Below are 14,028 nucleotides of genomic sequence, written 5' to 3' on the forward strand. Positions count from 1 at the left end.
GTCACGACCTCGCCATGACGTCTGTCAGGAACCGGGGGTACGGGAGGAAGATGGCGCCCATGAGCAGATACCGGAGCCGCACGGAGGTCGAGGTCGAGGTCGACGGACACCTGTGGCGCCGGGTGGCGGACCTCTCCGACTCCGGACCCGAGGATGCCCACTACGTCCTCGCCCGCAGCGATGACGGCGCGAGCGTCGTCGAGTTCGGCGACGGTGAGCACGGTCAGCGCCCGCCGGCCGACAGCTCGCTCGGCGTGCGGTACCGCAACGGCAGCGCGTACTCGTCCGTGCTCCTGCAACAAGGCCGCGTGGTCATCGACGCCGATGTCGCCGAAGAGCCGTCCGGCGCGACCGCCGGCGTCCACCGTGGGACCGTGCTCGACAACGCGGACCCGCTCGAACAGCAGCGACTGCTCGTTCGGGTTCCCGACGTCAGTGGAGACGAATCACTATGGGCTGCAGCGTGTCTGCCCAGCACCGCCACCCAGGAGGTTCCCGCTGTCGGCGACGGTGTGTGGATCGCCTTCGAGGCGGATGACCCGTCAAGACCGGTCTGGCTCGGTCGGCGCACCACCGGCTGACACCACCGGCTCACGTCAACCAGCTAGTAGGTCGCGCCCTTGCGCCAGGCCATCTCCTGCAGCTCGAACGAGTTGCCGTCAGGATCGGCGAAGTCGGCACCCTTGACGCCACCGCCGAAGTCCCGGATCTCGCCGACCTCCACCCCGCGGCGGAGCAGCTCGGCACGCACCTCGGCGATGTCCTCCACCACCAGGTGCACGCCCCTGATGGAGCCGGGCTCCCCCTTGTACACGTCCAGACCGGTCCCGAACCCGATGGAGCAGCCCGAGCCCTCCGGCGTCAGCTGGACGACCCGGATGCCCTCGGCGGGCTGCACGTCATGGTCCTTGGTGAAGCCGAGCTTGTCGGCGTAGAAGGCGATCGACCGGTCCACGTCCGACACCGGGAGTGGGATCAGTTCCAGCTTCATCTGCATGGCAGTCGAGTCTCCCTCGTGGCCGGTCATCGTCCGCGCGATCATTCCACACGACCAGCCTTCCCTGCCGTCCCGACGAGCGGGAGACTGGGGTGGTCCCCGGAGGCGTCTCATGAGCTCGCGCGCACGGCCACCCACGTCCCACGTCGCTCCCGGCCGCGCACGGCCGGGCTGGCTCATGTCTGGCGGGACGGCCGCGCTGGCGGCGCTGCTGCTGGTCGGCGGCTGCTCAGGGACCGCGACGCCAACGCCGAGCGACAGAGCCCCGACGCGCCCCGCGAGCTCATTCCCCGGCCGGCCCGTCACGCCAGACCCCGACAAGATCACCTCGGCCACCAGGACCTACCTGACGAACATCTACTCTCCGGCGATCTCGAACGTCCGGGCCGTCCTCGTCACCGTCGACCACAGGGCGCTCGTGCAGCTCTACCGGTCGAGCACCCCGGCCCGGGCTCATGACGTGCACTCGGTCACCAAGAGCGTCATCGCCACGCTCGTCGGCATCGCCCTGTCCGAGGGACGGCTGCACTCCCTCGACGACACGCTCGCGACGTTGCTGCCCCAGCACGCAGCTGAGATGAACTCCACGGTCCGCGCCATCACCCTGCGCCAGCTGCTCACCATGACCGCCGGGCTGCCCCCGGACCAGGCCAACGGCAATGCACCAGCCTCGATGTCAGGGGCGGACTGGGTGGGCAACATCCTGCGTACCGGCACCGTCGCGCCTCCGGGTCGGTCGTTCGCGTACTCGAGTGCCGGGTCGCACCTGCTCTCCGCCATCCTCACCCGGGCCACAGGCATGTCCGCGTTGGACTACGCCAGGTCGCGCCTCTTCGGACCCCTTGGGATCGACAGCCGCCATGCGGTGGAGCCACGTACCGAGGACAAGGGAGCGATCGCCGCATACGACAAAGCGGACTTCGCGTGGCCGAAGGACCCGCGCGGCATCCAGCTCGGCTTCGCCGCGTTGAAGATGTCGCCACGCGACATGGCCAAGCTGGGCCAGCTCTACCTCGACGGCGGGCGGTGGAACGGCCGACAGGTCGTCCCCGCGCAGTGGGTGAAGGCGTCCACAACCGCCCAGGTGGGCACCCGGGGCGATCGCGCCGCACTCGCGGAGAGCTACGGCTACCAGTGGTGGGTCACCCAGGAGAGGGGGCACCACGCGTTTGCCGCCTTCGGGTTCGGGGGGCAGGTGGTCGAAGTCGTGCCCGATCTGCGCTTGGTGGTCGTGGTGGCCACCGAAGCCATCGAGCCCAACCTGCGCTGGGAGCACGTGCGAGGCATGATCGCCGACGCCATCGTGCCCGCTGTCGGTGGGTGACGGCCTGACCCGTTCCGTCGCGCGGGCACTAGTCTCGGCGGGTGAAGATCGAGGAGCTGGACTTCGGGGACACCCCGTGGGGTGAGATCAGCCTCCGCCGACGCTGGGACCGCGTCACCGAGCGCGACGTGCACGAGGTCAAGCTCGGCGACGACTTCCTCATGTCCAGCCAGTTCACCACCGGTGAGCGGGAGCTGGCCCGGATCGGCCTGTCGGCCGTGGCCGGAACCTCGCTGACCGTCCTGGTGGGCGGGCTCGGGCTGGGCTACACGGCGCTGGCGGCCCTGGAGGACGGCCGTGTCACCGAGCTCACGGTGGTGGAGGCCCTCCCGGCGGTCATCTCGTGGCACGAGCGCGACCTGCTTCCCGACACCGTGGGCCTGGCCGCTGATCCGCGGGTGCGCCTGGTGCGAGACGACTTCTTCGACCTGGTCCGGGCAGGCCGCGCCGACCGCACCTACGACGCGGTGCTGGTGGACATCGACCACGCCCCCGACTGGCTGCTGCGCGACGACCACGGCGACCTCTACACGGTCGAGGGCTTCGCCAGGGTCGCCGCGATGCTGACCGGCGACGGCGTGTTCGCGCTGTGGTCCGACGAGCCGCCCGACCCCGAGGTGGTGCGGCGGATGGGCGGAGCCTTCGCGAGCGCCGATGCGCACGTGGTCACCTTCCCCAACCCGCTCACGGGTGGGGAGTCGGCCAACACCGTGTACCTGGCGACCCGGCCGGCCAACAGGTAGGCCGGCTCCGGGGCTGCGGCCGATCTGCCTTCGTCAGCCCGCGGCCCCTGGGTCCGGCAGGACGTCACGCCACGAGTGCTGCGGGTCGTAGCCGAGCAGCCCACGCGCCTTGTCGATGGAGTAGAACGTCTCGTCCCGCCCCATCTGACGACGCAGCTCCACCCCCTCGTAGAAGCGGTCGCGGACCTCCTGCGTGGTCGCGGCGACGGACAGGTCCGCGTTGGCGACGTTGAACACCTCGTACCCCAGCCCGTCGACCTCCAGGCACCGCTGCACCATCTGGCCGAGGTCGCGGGTGTCGATGTAGGCGAAAATGTTGCGCCGACGCAGCGCCGGGTCGGCGAGGAAGTCCGGGAACATCTCGGCGTACTCGTGCGGCTCGATGACGTTGTTGATCCGCAGGCCGTAGACGTCGGCACCGGTGCGCGCCTGGAACGACCGGGCCGTCACCTCCCCCGCCACCTTCGACATCGCGTAGGCGTCCTCGGGAACCGTCGGGTGGTCCTCGTCGACAGGCACGTAGAGCGGGCGCCGCTCGCCCTGGGCGAAGCAGATCCCGTAGGTCGTCTCCGACGAGGCGAACACGACCTTGCGCACCCCCAGCCGGGTGGCGGCCTCCAGCACGTTGTAGGTGCTGAGCACGTTCGTCGCGTAGGTCCTGGCATCGGACGTGAGCAGGATCCGCGGCACCGCGGCGAAGTGCACGACCGCGTCGTAGCTGGGCTTCTCGGGCAGGTCCAGCTCCTCGAAGGTGGCCAGCCCGGCCATGGCCGAGTAGGTCTCACCGGCATCGGTGAGGTCTACCCGGAGGTCGGCCACCTGGGGGTGGCCCAAGGGGGCGAGGTCCGCGTTGGTGACGTGGTGCCCCTGCTCGGCGAGGTATGGCGCGACGTGCCTGCCGGCCTTGCCGCTGCCCCCGGTGAAGAAGATGCGCATGCCCCGATCCAACCATCCCGCCGCTCCGCCCGACTCGGCGATGACGGTCACGCCCTGCAGGTCAGGACCTGAGCACCTTGTCCATCGCCTTGCCCTTGGCCAGCTCGTCGACCAGCTTGTCCAGGTATCGGATCTTCTGCATCAACGGGTCCTCGACGTCCTGGACCCGCACTCCACAGACGGTCCCGGTGATCAGCGACGCCTTCGGGTTGAGCCGTGCCTGGGCGAAGAAGTCCTCGAAGGTCGTGCCCGCCTCCAGGTGGGCGCGCAGAGCCGGCTCGTCGTACCCGGTCAGCCACTCGACCACCTGGTCCAGCTCGGCCTGGGTACGGCCCTTGCGCTCGACCTTGGCGACGTAGTGCGGGTACACCGAGGCGACGCTCACCGTGAAGATCCTGCTCATACCGGCGACGGTACCGCTGACGTGGCGCGCCTCCACAGAACGTGACCTCCGCCCCTGGTGCCCCGATCGCACCGGGTCGACGCTGGAGCGGTCGACAGACGTCGGCAAGGAGGTGCCCGGTGCACGAGACCCGAACGCGAAGCGCGTCCCACCCCAGCCGAACGGTGCGCTGGGCCTGGGTCTGCATCGGCCTGGTCCCGGTCGGGCTCGTGGGCTCGATCGGTGTCCTGCTGGGCCTCGCCTCGCTCCTGGGCGTCGACCTCGCGCCGGCGAGGGGCACCGCCCACCCGAGCCTGGCCCAGGGACTGCTGCTCGTCGCAGCCATCAACGTCGTTGCGCTGGCGGCTCCGACCGCTGCGGTCGTCCTGGCCGTCCGCGCCCAACGCGCGGGTCAGGGCACCGCGCCCGCTGCCACGGTGGTCGCCACCGTCCTGCTGGTCATGACGATCCTGGCGTTCACGCTGCTGGTGAGCACTGCCGGACTGGTCGGTGCCGCGGTGGTGGCCGCGGTGCTGGTCGGCACCCTGCGCCAACCACGCGCCACCGGCCCTGGGCACTAGCCTCGGCTGCCCACGGCGAGAGCCAGGGCTCTCGGGTAGTCGACGCCGCCGCCCTGGTCGAGCCGCGTCACGTCGTACACCCGGCCGGTCTCGACGTCCCAGGCCAGGACCCACGACCCGTCGTACCCCGTCGACCGGAACAACAACGTCGACGGGTCCGCCCAGGCCAGCACCGTGCAGCACCCGACCGACCGCCCGGTCCGGCCGTCCGGAGACTCCGGCGCGAGCAGCACCCTGCCGGAACGCGTCTCAGCATCCACCGCGACCAGGCCCTGGTAGATCGGGCCGTTGCCGCGCACGATCACCGATGAGGTCACGAGCTGGTCGAGCATCGCGCCGCTGGCCGACCAGCGACCAGCGGAGACCGCTTCCCCCACGAGCTGCGTGACCGGCAGCCCGACGCCCTCGGTGATGGGCGCGGGCATCGTCGCGGCGACTGCCCGCGCACCACCCCGCGTGAGGTCGAGCGTCCACGCCCGGGTGGTGGAGCGGGCGGCGACCGTGCGCCCCTGCCCCCAACCGGCGACCTGGAGGTCCTGGGCCGGCACGGCATACCGGTCGACCTTCCCGGTGGCCAGGTCGAGGCGCACCACCGCGCCCGGCTGGGGGAAGACCACCCACTGCCCGTCGGAGCTGATCGCCTTGGGCCCCAACGGAGCTCCTTGGTTGCCATCGGCGTCACGGGTCGGCACGAGGTCGAGGTTGTCGACGACGACCTGCGTGCGGTCCTTCGGCACCAGGACTGCGCGGTAGTGCGTCCCCGCCCTGCGCAGGTAGACCGCCACCACCGAGGGCGGGGGTGCCCCGAGCGTCGACAGCCTCACCGCGCGACCTCGAGGGTCGATCGCCGAGGGCAGTCCCGCGTCGTAGTCGGGGAGCTCGTCCTCGGCACCCTCCAGGGGCATCGCCGCATACATCGTGCCGTCCGGCAGCCGCTTGACCGGCGCCGTGGTCGCCGTCGTGGGGACCGGCACCGGCGGGTCGCTGCTGCGGTCGACCCCTCGGGCCACCGCGAGGACCACCGCGACGGCCGCCACGCCGGCCACCGCCGAGAAGAGCCGACGACGCCGTACCCGTCGCCTCGACAACGCAGTCCCCCAGGCCCGCTCGGCAAGGTCGATCTCGACCACCGCCTGGCTGGCTACCTCGAGCTGCTCACCGAGGTCACGGGTACCTGCCGCGCCGAGGAGCGCCACCGCCGCCTCCGTCTGGCGCGTGACGTCACTGACGGACTCCCCCAGCACCTCGGCGGCACCAGCCTCGCTGCGCTGGTCGACATGGCGCAGCACCACGAGCGCGCGTTGCTGGGGGCTCAGCGCGTCCAGCGCCCGCAGGAGGTCGCCCGAGCGGTGGTCGGCCGCCGCATCGGCAGTCGCGGCCCCCGCATGGGCCGCCAGCTCCGCTGCCAGCGACTCGCGGCGGGCACGCTTCGCAGCGGCGATGGCGTCGCGGTAGAGATGGCGCCGGACCACCGTGTCCGGGTACTCCTTCACCCGCGACCAGCGCCCGGCGACCGTGGCCAGGGCTCCCTCGACGACGTCCTGCGCCGCCCGCTGGTCGCCGCAGACGAGGTATGCAGACCGCAGCAGCCCTCGCTGCCGCGCCCGCACGTAGCGGGCGAAGTCGGCATCCACCTCGTGCTGCATGCCACCTCCGTCGGCCCGCCTGCACCGACGGACGTCAGCGCGGTGCGTGGGTGTTCGTCACCCAGTAACCCACGGATGGGTCACGGCCGTCGAAGGACAGGCGTCAGCAGCCGAGCAGGCGTGCCCCGAGGTAGGACTCGACCTGGTCGAGCGAAACCCGCTCCTGGGCCATGGTGTCGCGCTCCCGGATCGTCACTGCGTGGTCGTCGAGGGTGTCGAAGTCCACGGTGATGCAGAACGGCGTGCCGATCTCGTCCTGGCGACGGTAGCGGCGGCCGATGGCGCCGGCATCGTCGAAGTCGATGTTCCAGTGCTGGCGCAGGGTGGCCGCCAGGTCGCGCGCCTTGGGCGAGAGGTCGGCATTGCGCGACAACGGAAGGACTGCGGCCTTGACCGGGGCCAGTCGCTTGTCGAGCTTGAGGACGACGCGCTTGTCGACGCCACCCTTGGTGTTCGGGGCCTCGTCCTCGGTGTAGGCGTCGACGAGGAAGGTCATCAGCGAGCGTGAGAGACCGGCGGCCGGCTCGATGACGTAGGGCGTGTACTTCTCACCGCTGGCCTGGTCGAAGTAGACGAGGTCGGTGCCGGAGTGCTCGCTGTGCGTCTTGAGGTCGAAGTCGGTGCGGTTGGCGATGCCCTCGAGCTCGCCCCACTCGCTGCCCGCGAACCTGAAGCGGTACTCGATGTCGACGGTGCGCTTGGAGTAGTGGCTGAGCTTCTCCTGGGCGTGCTCGTAGTGGCGCAGGTTGTCGGGGTTGATGCCGAGATCCGTGTACCACCGGGTGCGCTCGTCGATCCAGTACTGGTGCCACTCCTCGTCCTCACCCGGCTTGACGAAGAACTCCATCTCCATCTGCTCGAACTCGCGGGTGCGGAAGATGAAGTTGCCCGGCGTGATCTCGTTGCGGAAGCTCTTGCCGGTCTGCGCGATGCCGAACGGCGGCTTCTTGCGCGCCGACTGCATGACGTTGAGGAAGTTGAGGAAGATGCCCTGCGCGGTCTCGGGGCGCAGGTAGTGCAGGCCGGACTCGTCCTCGACGACACCGAGGTAGGTCTTCAGCAGGCCGGAGAACTGGCGCGGCTCGGTCCACTGGCCCCGGGTCCCGCAGTTGCCGCAGGCGATGTCGACGAGCTTGACGTCGTCGGGGTCGGCGATGCCCTTCTTCTCGGCGACGGCCTCCTGGAGGTGGTCGGCACGGAACCGCTTGTGGCACGACAGGCACTCGACGAGTGGATCGGAGAACGTCGCCACGTGGCCGGAGGCCTCCCACGTCTGGCGGGGCAGGATCACCGAGGAGTCGAGGCCGACGACGTCGTCGCGGCTGGTGACGGTGCTCTTCCACCACTGCCGCTTGATGTTCTCCTTGAGCTCCACGCCCAGCGGGCCGTAGTCCCAGGCCGACCTCGTCCCGCCGTAGATCTCGCCACAGGGGAACACGAACCCCCGTCGCTTGCAGAGGGAGACGACGGTGTCAACGGTGGAGGGTGCGGCCATGCGCGCAAGGTTACTGTGCGGCCTCCCACCTCTCGACGGGGTGTGCCGTGCGGCCGCTGGAGCACCGCGCCCCAGCCACCATCTAGGGTTTCCTGCGTGTCCTCCCTGCGTGAGTCCATCCAGCGAGCCAGCCTCCCCCTCGTGGAGCGGCTGAACGCGCTCCCCCGTTTCGTGCCCTTCCTCGTCATCCTGGCGCTGATGCTCGCGGGCCTGTTCGTCCCCGGCTGGGGCTGGCTGCTGCTGCTGCTCGTCGTCCTGTTCCTGCTGTGGACCCTCTACCTCGCCTGGCCGACGATGGACTCCACACAGCGGATGATGCGCCTGACCATCGTGCTCATCGCCGTGGCCATCACGATCACGCAGGCGTTCCCGCGCAGCTGACGACGACCTCTGGGTCTCAGTGTTTTGACAATGGTTCTCATTCGCGATGAGAATGGTCGTCATGACCTCCCGACTCGTCGGCCTGAGTGCCGCCGTCATCGCCGTCGCCGCGGTGTCCGCCTGCGGGTCGACCGGCGGGTCGGGCTCCGATGACGGCAAGGTCTCCGTCGCCGCCGCCTTCTACCCCTTGGAGTACGCCGTCTCCCAGATCGGCGGGGACCACGTCCGGGTCCAGGCCCTGACCAAGCCGGGCGCCGAGCCGCACGACCTCGAGCTCAACCCTCGGCAGGTCGGCGCCGTCGCCCTGGCGGACCTGGTCGTCTACGAGAAGGGCTTCCAGCCCGCGGTCGACGACGCCGTCAGGAGCGAGGCCCCCCACACCGCCTTCGACGTCGCCCCCGCCGCCCGCCTCGACCTCCTCGCCACCGGAGACGGCCACGACCACGCCGGCGAGTCCGACCAGCAGCACTCCGACCACGCGGGAGCTGCGAAGGATCCGCACTTCTGGCTCGACCCGATGCGCTACGCGGACGTCGGGGACGCCATCGCCACCGAGCTGGGCAAGCGGGACGCGGCCAACGCCGCGGCATACACGGCCAACGCCAAGGCCTTCCGCGCCCAGCTGACCACGCTCGACGGCGAGTTCAGGGCCGGGCTGAGGTCCTGCAGGATCAAGGACCTCGTCACCTCGCACGCGGCGTTCGGCTACCTCTCCGAGGCGTACGGCCTGACCCAGGAGAGCATCAGCGGCCTCACGCCGGACACCGAGCCCAGCCCCTCGGCCCTGGCGGACCTCTCCGCCCACGTCCGGGAGAGCGGTGCGACGACGGTGTATGCGGAGACGCTCGTGAGCGAGGACGTCGCCAAGACCCTGTCACGTGAGACCGGTGCCAGACTGGCCGTGCTCGACCCCATCGAGGGCATCACCACGAAGTCGGCGGGTCAGGACTACCCCAGCGTCATGCGGGCCAACCTGGCGACGCTCGAAGCGGGACAGGAGTGCTCATGACCGCACCGATCATCGAGCTGCGCCGGGCATCCTTCGGCTACGCCGACCAGACCATCGTCCAGCCGGTCGACCTCACCGTGGCCGCCGGCGAGGTGGTCGCCGTGCTCGGTCCCAACGGTTCGGGCAAGTCCACGCTGGTGCGTGGGCTGCTGGGGCTCAACGACCAGCTCGGCGGTGAGGTGCGGCTGTTCGGTCAGCCCCGCGACTTGTTCCACGACTTCTCCCGGCTGGGCTACGTCCCGCAGCGACACACCCTCTCGGCCTCCGTGCGTGCGACCGTCGAGGAGATCGTCGCGGTGGGCCGCCTGTCGCATCACCGCTGGTGGCGCCCGGTCGTCCGCAGCGCCCAGGACAGCGCCATCATCGACAAGGCGCTCGACGTCGTCGGGCTCTCGGATCGCGCCCGCGCCGACGTCTCGACCCTCTCTGGCGGCCAGCAGCGGCGGGTGCTCATCGCCCGAGCCCTGGCGTCCGACCCCGACGTCCTCCTGATGGACGAACCCACAGCGGGGGTCGACGCGGCCAACCAGCACGTGCTCTCGGACGTCCTGGCCCGCCTGGCCGCTCGCGGGACGACGATGGTCATCGTGACGCACGAGCTCGCAGCCCTGGCCGGCATCGTCACGCGCATCGTGCTGGTGCAGGGTGGGCAGATCGCCTTCGACGGCACACCGGACGAGTTCGCCTCCCGCACAGGCAGCTTCGCGCCGGACCACCACCACCATCACCCCGACGACGAGCCCGACTCCAGGCGCACCCGCCTCCAGGGAGCCCCGTCGGCGGGTCCGCTCGACCCTCGTGAAGGAGCGCGTCGATGAGCGAGATCCTCTCCCTGGACTTCATGCGACTGGCCCTCGTCGCCGCCCTGCTGGTCGGCATCGCGGCACCCCTCGTCGGGGTCTTCCTCGTGCAGCGGCGACTGTCCCTCATCGGTGACGGCATGGGCCACGTCGCCCTCGCCGGTGTCGCGGTCGGCCTCCTCACCGGTCAGGCACCGGTGCTGACGGCACTGCTCTTCGCCGTGGCCGCAGCGGTGGCCATCGAGCTGATCCGCAGCCGGGGCCGCACCAGCGGCGACATCGCCCTCGCCGTGATGTTCTACGGCGGCATCGCCGCCGGTGTGGTGATCATCGCCAAGTCGCCGAGCAGCAGCCCGGCCAACCTCACGGCATACCTCTTCGGGGCGATCACGACCGCGGACCAGAACGACCTGTGGGTCTTCGCCGCTCTCACCGTCGTCGTGCTGCTGGCCACGTGGCTGCTGCGGCCGTGGTTGTTCGCCGTCGCCAACGACGAGGAGTACGCCCGCGCCAGCGGTCTGCCGGTGACGGCCCTCAACATCGCCCTGGCGATCCTCACGGCGGTGACGGTCGTCGTCTCCATGCGGGTCGTGGGGCTGCTCCTCATCAGCGCCCTGATGATCATCCCCAACGCCACTGCCCAGCTCCTGGGCCGCAGCTTCAAGGCGTCGGTCCGCTGGGCCGTCCTGGTCGGGGTCCTGTCCAGCGTGGGCGGGGTGATCGCCTCGTACTACGCGGAGACGCCCTCGGGGGGAACGATCGTCCTGCTCGCCATCGGTGCGTTCGTCGTCGTCGCCACGGTGGGCGCCCTGGGCGCCAAGGCCAGGGCAGCCCGTCACCGCCTCGCCGAACGCCACGACCACGAGCACGGACCCGGCTGCGGCCACACGGCCCTGGCCCATGACGACCACGTCGACTACGTCCACGACGGCCACCGGCACGCACCGCACGAGGGCCACTACGACGAGCACGCCCCCGATGGGCACGACCACGGCGATCTCGCACCGAAGGAGACGGCACCGCGATGACCGGAGTCCAGGAACGCACCCCCTCGACCGCCCCCGATGCCGTCGAGGGCGCCCGTCGGCCCACCCGCCAGCGGGCTGCTGTCGCGGCGGTGCTCGCCGACACCGGCGAGTTCCGTTCCGCCCAGGAGCTGCACGCGCTGCTGCGCGACGGCGGCGACAAGGTCGGGCTGGCCACGGTCTACCGCAACCTCCAGGCGATGGCCGCGGACGGCGAGATCGACATGCTGCGCACCGACGAGGGCGAGGCGGTCTACCGCGCCTGCTCGACCGGGCACCACCACCACCTCGTGTGCCGCGACTGCGGGCGCACCGTCGAGGTCGAGGGCCCGACCGTCGAGGCCTGGGCGACCAAGGTCAGCACCCAGCACGGGTTCACCGACGTGCACCACACCCTCGAGATCTTCGGCACCTGCGCCGACTGCTCGCACTAGTCAGCTGGTCGGGAGGTCCACCGCGCCGCCGTACCGGCGGTCCCTCTCGGCATACGTCTGGATCGCCTGCCACAGGTGCCGTCGGTCGTAGTCGGGCCAGAGCGTGTCCTGGAAGACCATCTCGGCGTACGCGCTCTGCCACAGCAGGAAGTTGCTCGTGCGCTGCTCCCCCGACGAGCGCACGAACAGGTCGACGTCCGGCATGTCCGGCTCGGGCAGATGACGAGCGATCGTCTTCTCGTCGATCGACCCCGGCTTGAGCTTGCCGCGCTGCACCTGCTCGGCGATCCGCTGCACCGCGTCGGCGATCTCCGCGCGGCCGCCATAGTTGACGCAGAAGTAGAGGGTCAGCCCGGTGTTGTCCTTGGTGAGCTCCTGCGCCGTCTCGAGCTCCTTGATGACCGATCCCCACAGCCGTGGCCGGCGCCCGACCCAGCGCATCCGCACGCCCCACTCGTGGAGCTGGTCACGCCGCCGGCGGATGACGTCGCGGTTGAACCCCATGAGGAAGCGCACCTCGTCGGGGCTGCGCTTCCAGTTCTCGGTCGAGAACGCATAGGCCGACAGGTGGGTCACGCCGATGTCGATGGCCCCCGCGACGACGTCGAGGAGCGCGGCCTCACCGGCCTCGTGGCCCTTGGTGCGGGCAAGACCCCTCTGGTTGGCCCAGCGGCCGTTGCCGTCCATGACCACAGCGACGTGGTGGGGCACGAGCTCCCTTGGGAGAGCTGGGGGTTGGGCGCCGCTCGGGTGGGGGAACGGCTTCGCGTATGCCGCGCTCACGCCTGCGCCGCCTGCGCCGCGGCGTGCGCCTGGTCGACCTTGGTGACGGCGGCGAGCGCCTCGTCGAGACTCGTCGTGGCGGCGGGCGGGACGTCGGCCTCGGCCGCGGTCAGGGGCACGGCCGACCACGTCACGCGGGAGTGGGACGGGTTCACGGCATCAGGGTCCCGGCGGTCCACGAGGCGCAACGATCGCACACCACGCTCCAGGTGCCACTGCAGGAACGCGCTGGCCAGACCACTGCCCTCACGACGGTGGCGCCCGCTGGAGGCATCGGCGATCGACCAGTCCCCCGCCAGCAGTGCAGCGAGGAGGGCCAGCGTCTCGGGCGCCGGCGCAGCCGAGCCCGGCGGGCGGCATACCGAGCACACGGTGCCTCCGGAAGCGAGGTTGAACGCACGGTGCGGACCCGGTGCGCCACAGCGCGCACAGTCGTGGAAGCTCGGCGCCCAGCCGGCGACCGCGAGCGCCCTCAGGAGGTAGGCGTCGAGGACGAGACCGGGGTCGTGGGCACTCTCGGCCATGGAGCGCAGGGCGCCCTGGAGCAGGAGGTACTGCTGCAGGTTGGGCTCGCGCTCCTCGGTCAGCCGGTCAGCCGTCTCGAGCATCGCGGCGGCCGCGGTGTAGGTCGTGTAGTCACGGGCGAGGACGTCGCCCCAGGAGGCCAGCGACTCCGCCTGGGTCACGGTGTCGAGGTTGCGCCCCTCGTAGCACTGGACGTCGACCATCATCGCCGGCTCGAGGCGGGCGCCGAAGCGGCTCTTGGTGCGACGGACGCCCTTGCCGACGACGCGGACCTTGCCCAGCCCCCGTGTGAGGAGGGTGACGATGCGGTCGGCCTCGCCCAGCTTCTGGGTGCGTAGGACGATGCCTTCGTCGCGGTACAGGGGCATGCACCCATTGTCTCCCACCGAGCGCGGGAGCCCGGGAGGCGGTGCCGTCGCCGCACTGGTGCCGTACCCTCGCCGCCCATGACGGACTGGCGGCGGGACAGGGTGGGCGCGGCCCTGCGCGGTGAGAACCCCACGGTGCTGCGGCGGCTGGAGGCGGGGTTCGCCGTGATGGGTGACGTGCAGTTCCTCCCCGGCTACTGCGTGCTCGTCACCGACACCCCGGGTGTCGACCGGCTCACGGACCTGCCGCGACCCCGCCGGATCGAGTTCCTCGCCGACATGGAGCTGCTCGGCGAGGCGGTGCAGAGGGTCTGCGCGCGGCGCGACCCCGGGTTCCGGCGGATCAACCTCGAGATCCAGGGCAACCACGACGCCTTCCTCCACGCGCACGTCTGGCCGAGGTACGAGTGGGAGGGCCCGGAGCACACCTGGCGCCCGGTGGCGCTGCACCCGATCGAGCGGTGGCGGGCACCGGAGCCCGACACCGTGCTCGGCCCGCAGCACGACGACCTGCGCCGGGAACTCGTGGCCGAGCTGGACCGTCTCGTCCAAGGCCTTGGGCCACGGTTGTCCTGACCCGCCGCGCCCCCCGGCCCGGT

At 70.8% G+C, this 14,028-nt stretch carries 16 protein-coding genes and 1 pseudogene; 10 read left to right on the top strand and 7 right to left on the bottom strand.

The window, feature by feature from the left end:
• The first annotated feature begins 59 nt into the window (after nt 1–59).
• A complete protein-coding gene (locus tag ABEG17_RS00505) occupies nt 60–581 on the top strand; it encodes a phage baseplate assembly protein V (protein ID WP_406831289.1) in 522 nt (173 codons plus the stop codon).
• Between the two features lie 23 nt (nt 582–604).
• On the opposite strand, the gene ABEG17_RS00510 is transcribed toward ABEG17_RS00505, so the two are convergent.
• A complete protein-coding gene (locus ABEG17_RS00510) occupies nt 605–997 on the bottom strand; it encodes a VOC family protein (protein WP_406831290.1) in 393 nt (130 codons plus the stop codon).
• 112 nt (nt 998–1,109) lie between these two features.
• Between ABEG17_RS00510 and ABEG17_RS00515 the strand changes: the two genes are divergently transcribed.
• Entirely contained in the window at nt 1,110–2,321 is a 1,212-nt protein-coding gene (locus tag ABEG17_RS00515) for a serine hydrolase domain-containing protein (RefSeq protein WP_406831291.1), read from the top strand.
• Between the two features lie 41 nt (nt 2,322–2,362).
• Nucleotides 2,363–3,064, top strand: a complete 702-nt coding sequence (locus tag ABEG17_RS00520; protein WP_406831292.1) for a spermidine synthase — start codon at nt 2,363–2,365, stop codon at nt 3,062–3,064.
• Nucleotides 3,065–3,097: 33 nt separating this feature from the next.
• Here the strand turns inward: ABEG17_RS00520 and ABEG17_RS00525 are convergent, their stop codons facing one another.
• Entirely contained in the window at nt 3,098–4,000 is a 903-nt protein-coding gene (locus ABEG17_RS00525; protein WP_406831293.1) for an NAD-dependent epimerase/dehydratase family protein, read from the bottom strand.
• A gap of 61 nt (nt 4,001–4,061) precedes the next feature.
• A complete protein-coding gene (locus tag ABEG17_RS00530; RefSeq protein WP_406831294.1) occupies nt 4,062–4,403 on the bottom strand; it encodes a DUF2200 domain-containing protein in 342 nt (113 codons plus the stop codon).
• A 119-nt stretch (nt 4,404–4,522) separates the two neighbouring features.
• Here ABEG17_RS00530 and ABEG17_RS00535 point away from each other — a divergent pair, with 119 nt between their 5' ends.
• The gene (locus ABEG17_RS00535) at nt 4,523–4,963 is read left to right on the top strand and encodes a hypothetical protein (protein WP_406831295.1); all 441 of its coding nucleotides are present in this window, start codon (nt 4,523–4,525) and stop codon (nt 4,961–4,963) included.
• On the opposite strand, the gene ABEG17_RS00540 is transcribed toward ABEG17_RS00535, so the two are convergent.
• On the bottom strand, nt 4,960–6,609 hold the full coding sequence (locus ABEG17_RS00540) for a sigma factor-like helix-turn-helix DNA-binding protein (protein ID WP_406831296.1): 1,650 nt from the start codon (nt 6,607–6,609) through the stop codon (nt 4,960–4,962). The two genes, ABEG17_RS00535 and ABEG17_RS00540, sit on opposite strands and share 4 nt — an antisense overlap.
• A 103-nt stretch (nt 6,610–6,712) precedes the next feature.
• Nucleotides 6,713–8,104 (bottom strand): glycine--tRNA ligase, encoded by a 1,392-nt coding sequence (locus tag ABEG17_RS00545; protein ID WP_406831297.1) that lies wholly within the window; start codon nt 8,102–8,104, stop codon nt 6,713–6,715.
• Between the two features lie 96 nt (nt 8,105–8,200).
• On the opposite strand from ABEG17_RS00545, the gene ABEG17_RS00550 reads away from it, so the two are divergent.
• The 5 genes from ABEG17_RS00550 (at nt 8,201) to ABEG17_RS00570 (ending at nt 11,753) form a co-directional block, all read left to right on the top strand.
• Nucleotides 8,201–8,485 carry a DUF6703 family protein gene (locus ABEG17_RS00550; protein ID WP_406831298.1) on the top strand — a complete coding sequence of 95 codons (285 nt, stop codon included), beginning with the start codon at nt 8,201–8,203 and terminating at the stop codon, nt 8,483–8,485.
• A 61-nt stretch (nt 8,486–8,546) separates the two neighbouring features.
• A complete protein-coding gene (locus ABEG17_RS00555; RefSeq protein WP_406831299.1) occupies nt 8,547–9,494 on the top strand; it encodes a metal ABC transporter substrate-binding protein in 948 nt (315 codons plus the stop codon).
• Nucleotides 9,491–10,312: a metal ABC transporter ATP-binding protein gene (locus tag ABEG17_RS00560; protein ID WP_406831300.1), complete on the top strand. Its 822-nt coding sequence runs from the start codon at nt 9,491–9,493 to the stop codon at nt 10,310–10,312. The genes ABEG17_RS00555 and ABEG17_RS00560 overlap by 4 nt, the downstream gene beginning before the upstream one ends.
• Entirely contained in the window at nt 10,309–11,322 is a 1,014-nt protein-coding gene (locus ABEG17_RS00565) for a metal ABC transporter permease (RefSeq protein ID WP_406831301.1), read from the top strand. Before ABEG17_RS00560 ends, ABEG17_RS00565 begins: the two co-directional genes overlap by 4 nt.
• Entirely contained in the window at nt 11,319–11,753 is a 435-nt protein-coding gene (locus ABEG17_RS00570) for a Fur family transcriptional regulator (protein ID WP_406831302.1), read from the top strand. Before ABEG17_RS00565 ends, ABEG17_RS00570 begins: the two co-directional genes overlap by 4 nt.
• Here ABEG17_RS00570 and ABEG17_RS00575 read toward each other — a convergent pair whose 3' ends face one another.
• Nucleotides 11,754–12,536 (bottom strand): isoprenyl transferase, encoded by a 783-nt coding sequence (locus ABEG17_RS00575; RefSeq protein ID WP_406831303.1) that lies wholly within the window; start codon nt 12,534–12,536, stop codon nt 11,754–11,756.
• A 170-nt stretch (nt 12,537–12,706) separates the two neighbouring features.
• Nucleotides 12,707–13,429 (bottom strand): annotated as a pseudogene (gene recO / locus ABEG17_RS00580) (DNA repair protein RecO); the annotation flags it as partial.
• 78 nt (nt 13,430–13,507) lie between these two features.
• On the opposite strand from recO, the gene ABEG17_RS00585 reads away from it, so the two are divergent.
• Complete coding sequence (locus ABEG17_RS00585; protein ID WP_406831304.1) at nt 13,508–14,005, top strand: HIT family protein; 498 nt, start codon at nt 13,508–13,510, stop codon at nt 14,003–14,005.
• Nucleotides 14,006–14,028: the final 23 nt, after the last annotated feature.

It is taken from the genome of Pedococcus sp. KACC 23699 (assembly GCF_045348425.1).
In the GTDB taxonomy this organism is placed as follows: Bacteria; Actinomycetota; Actinomycetes; order Actinomycetales; family Dermatophilaceae; genus Pedococcus.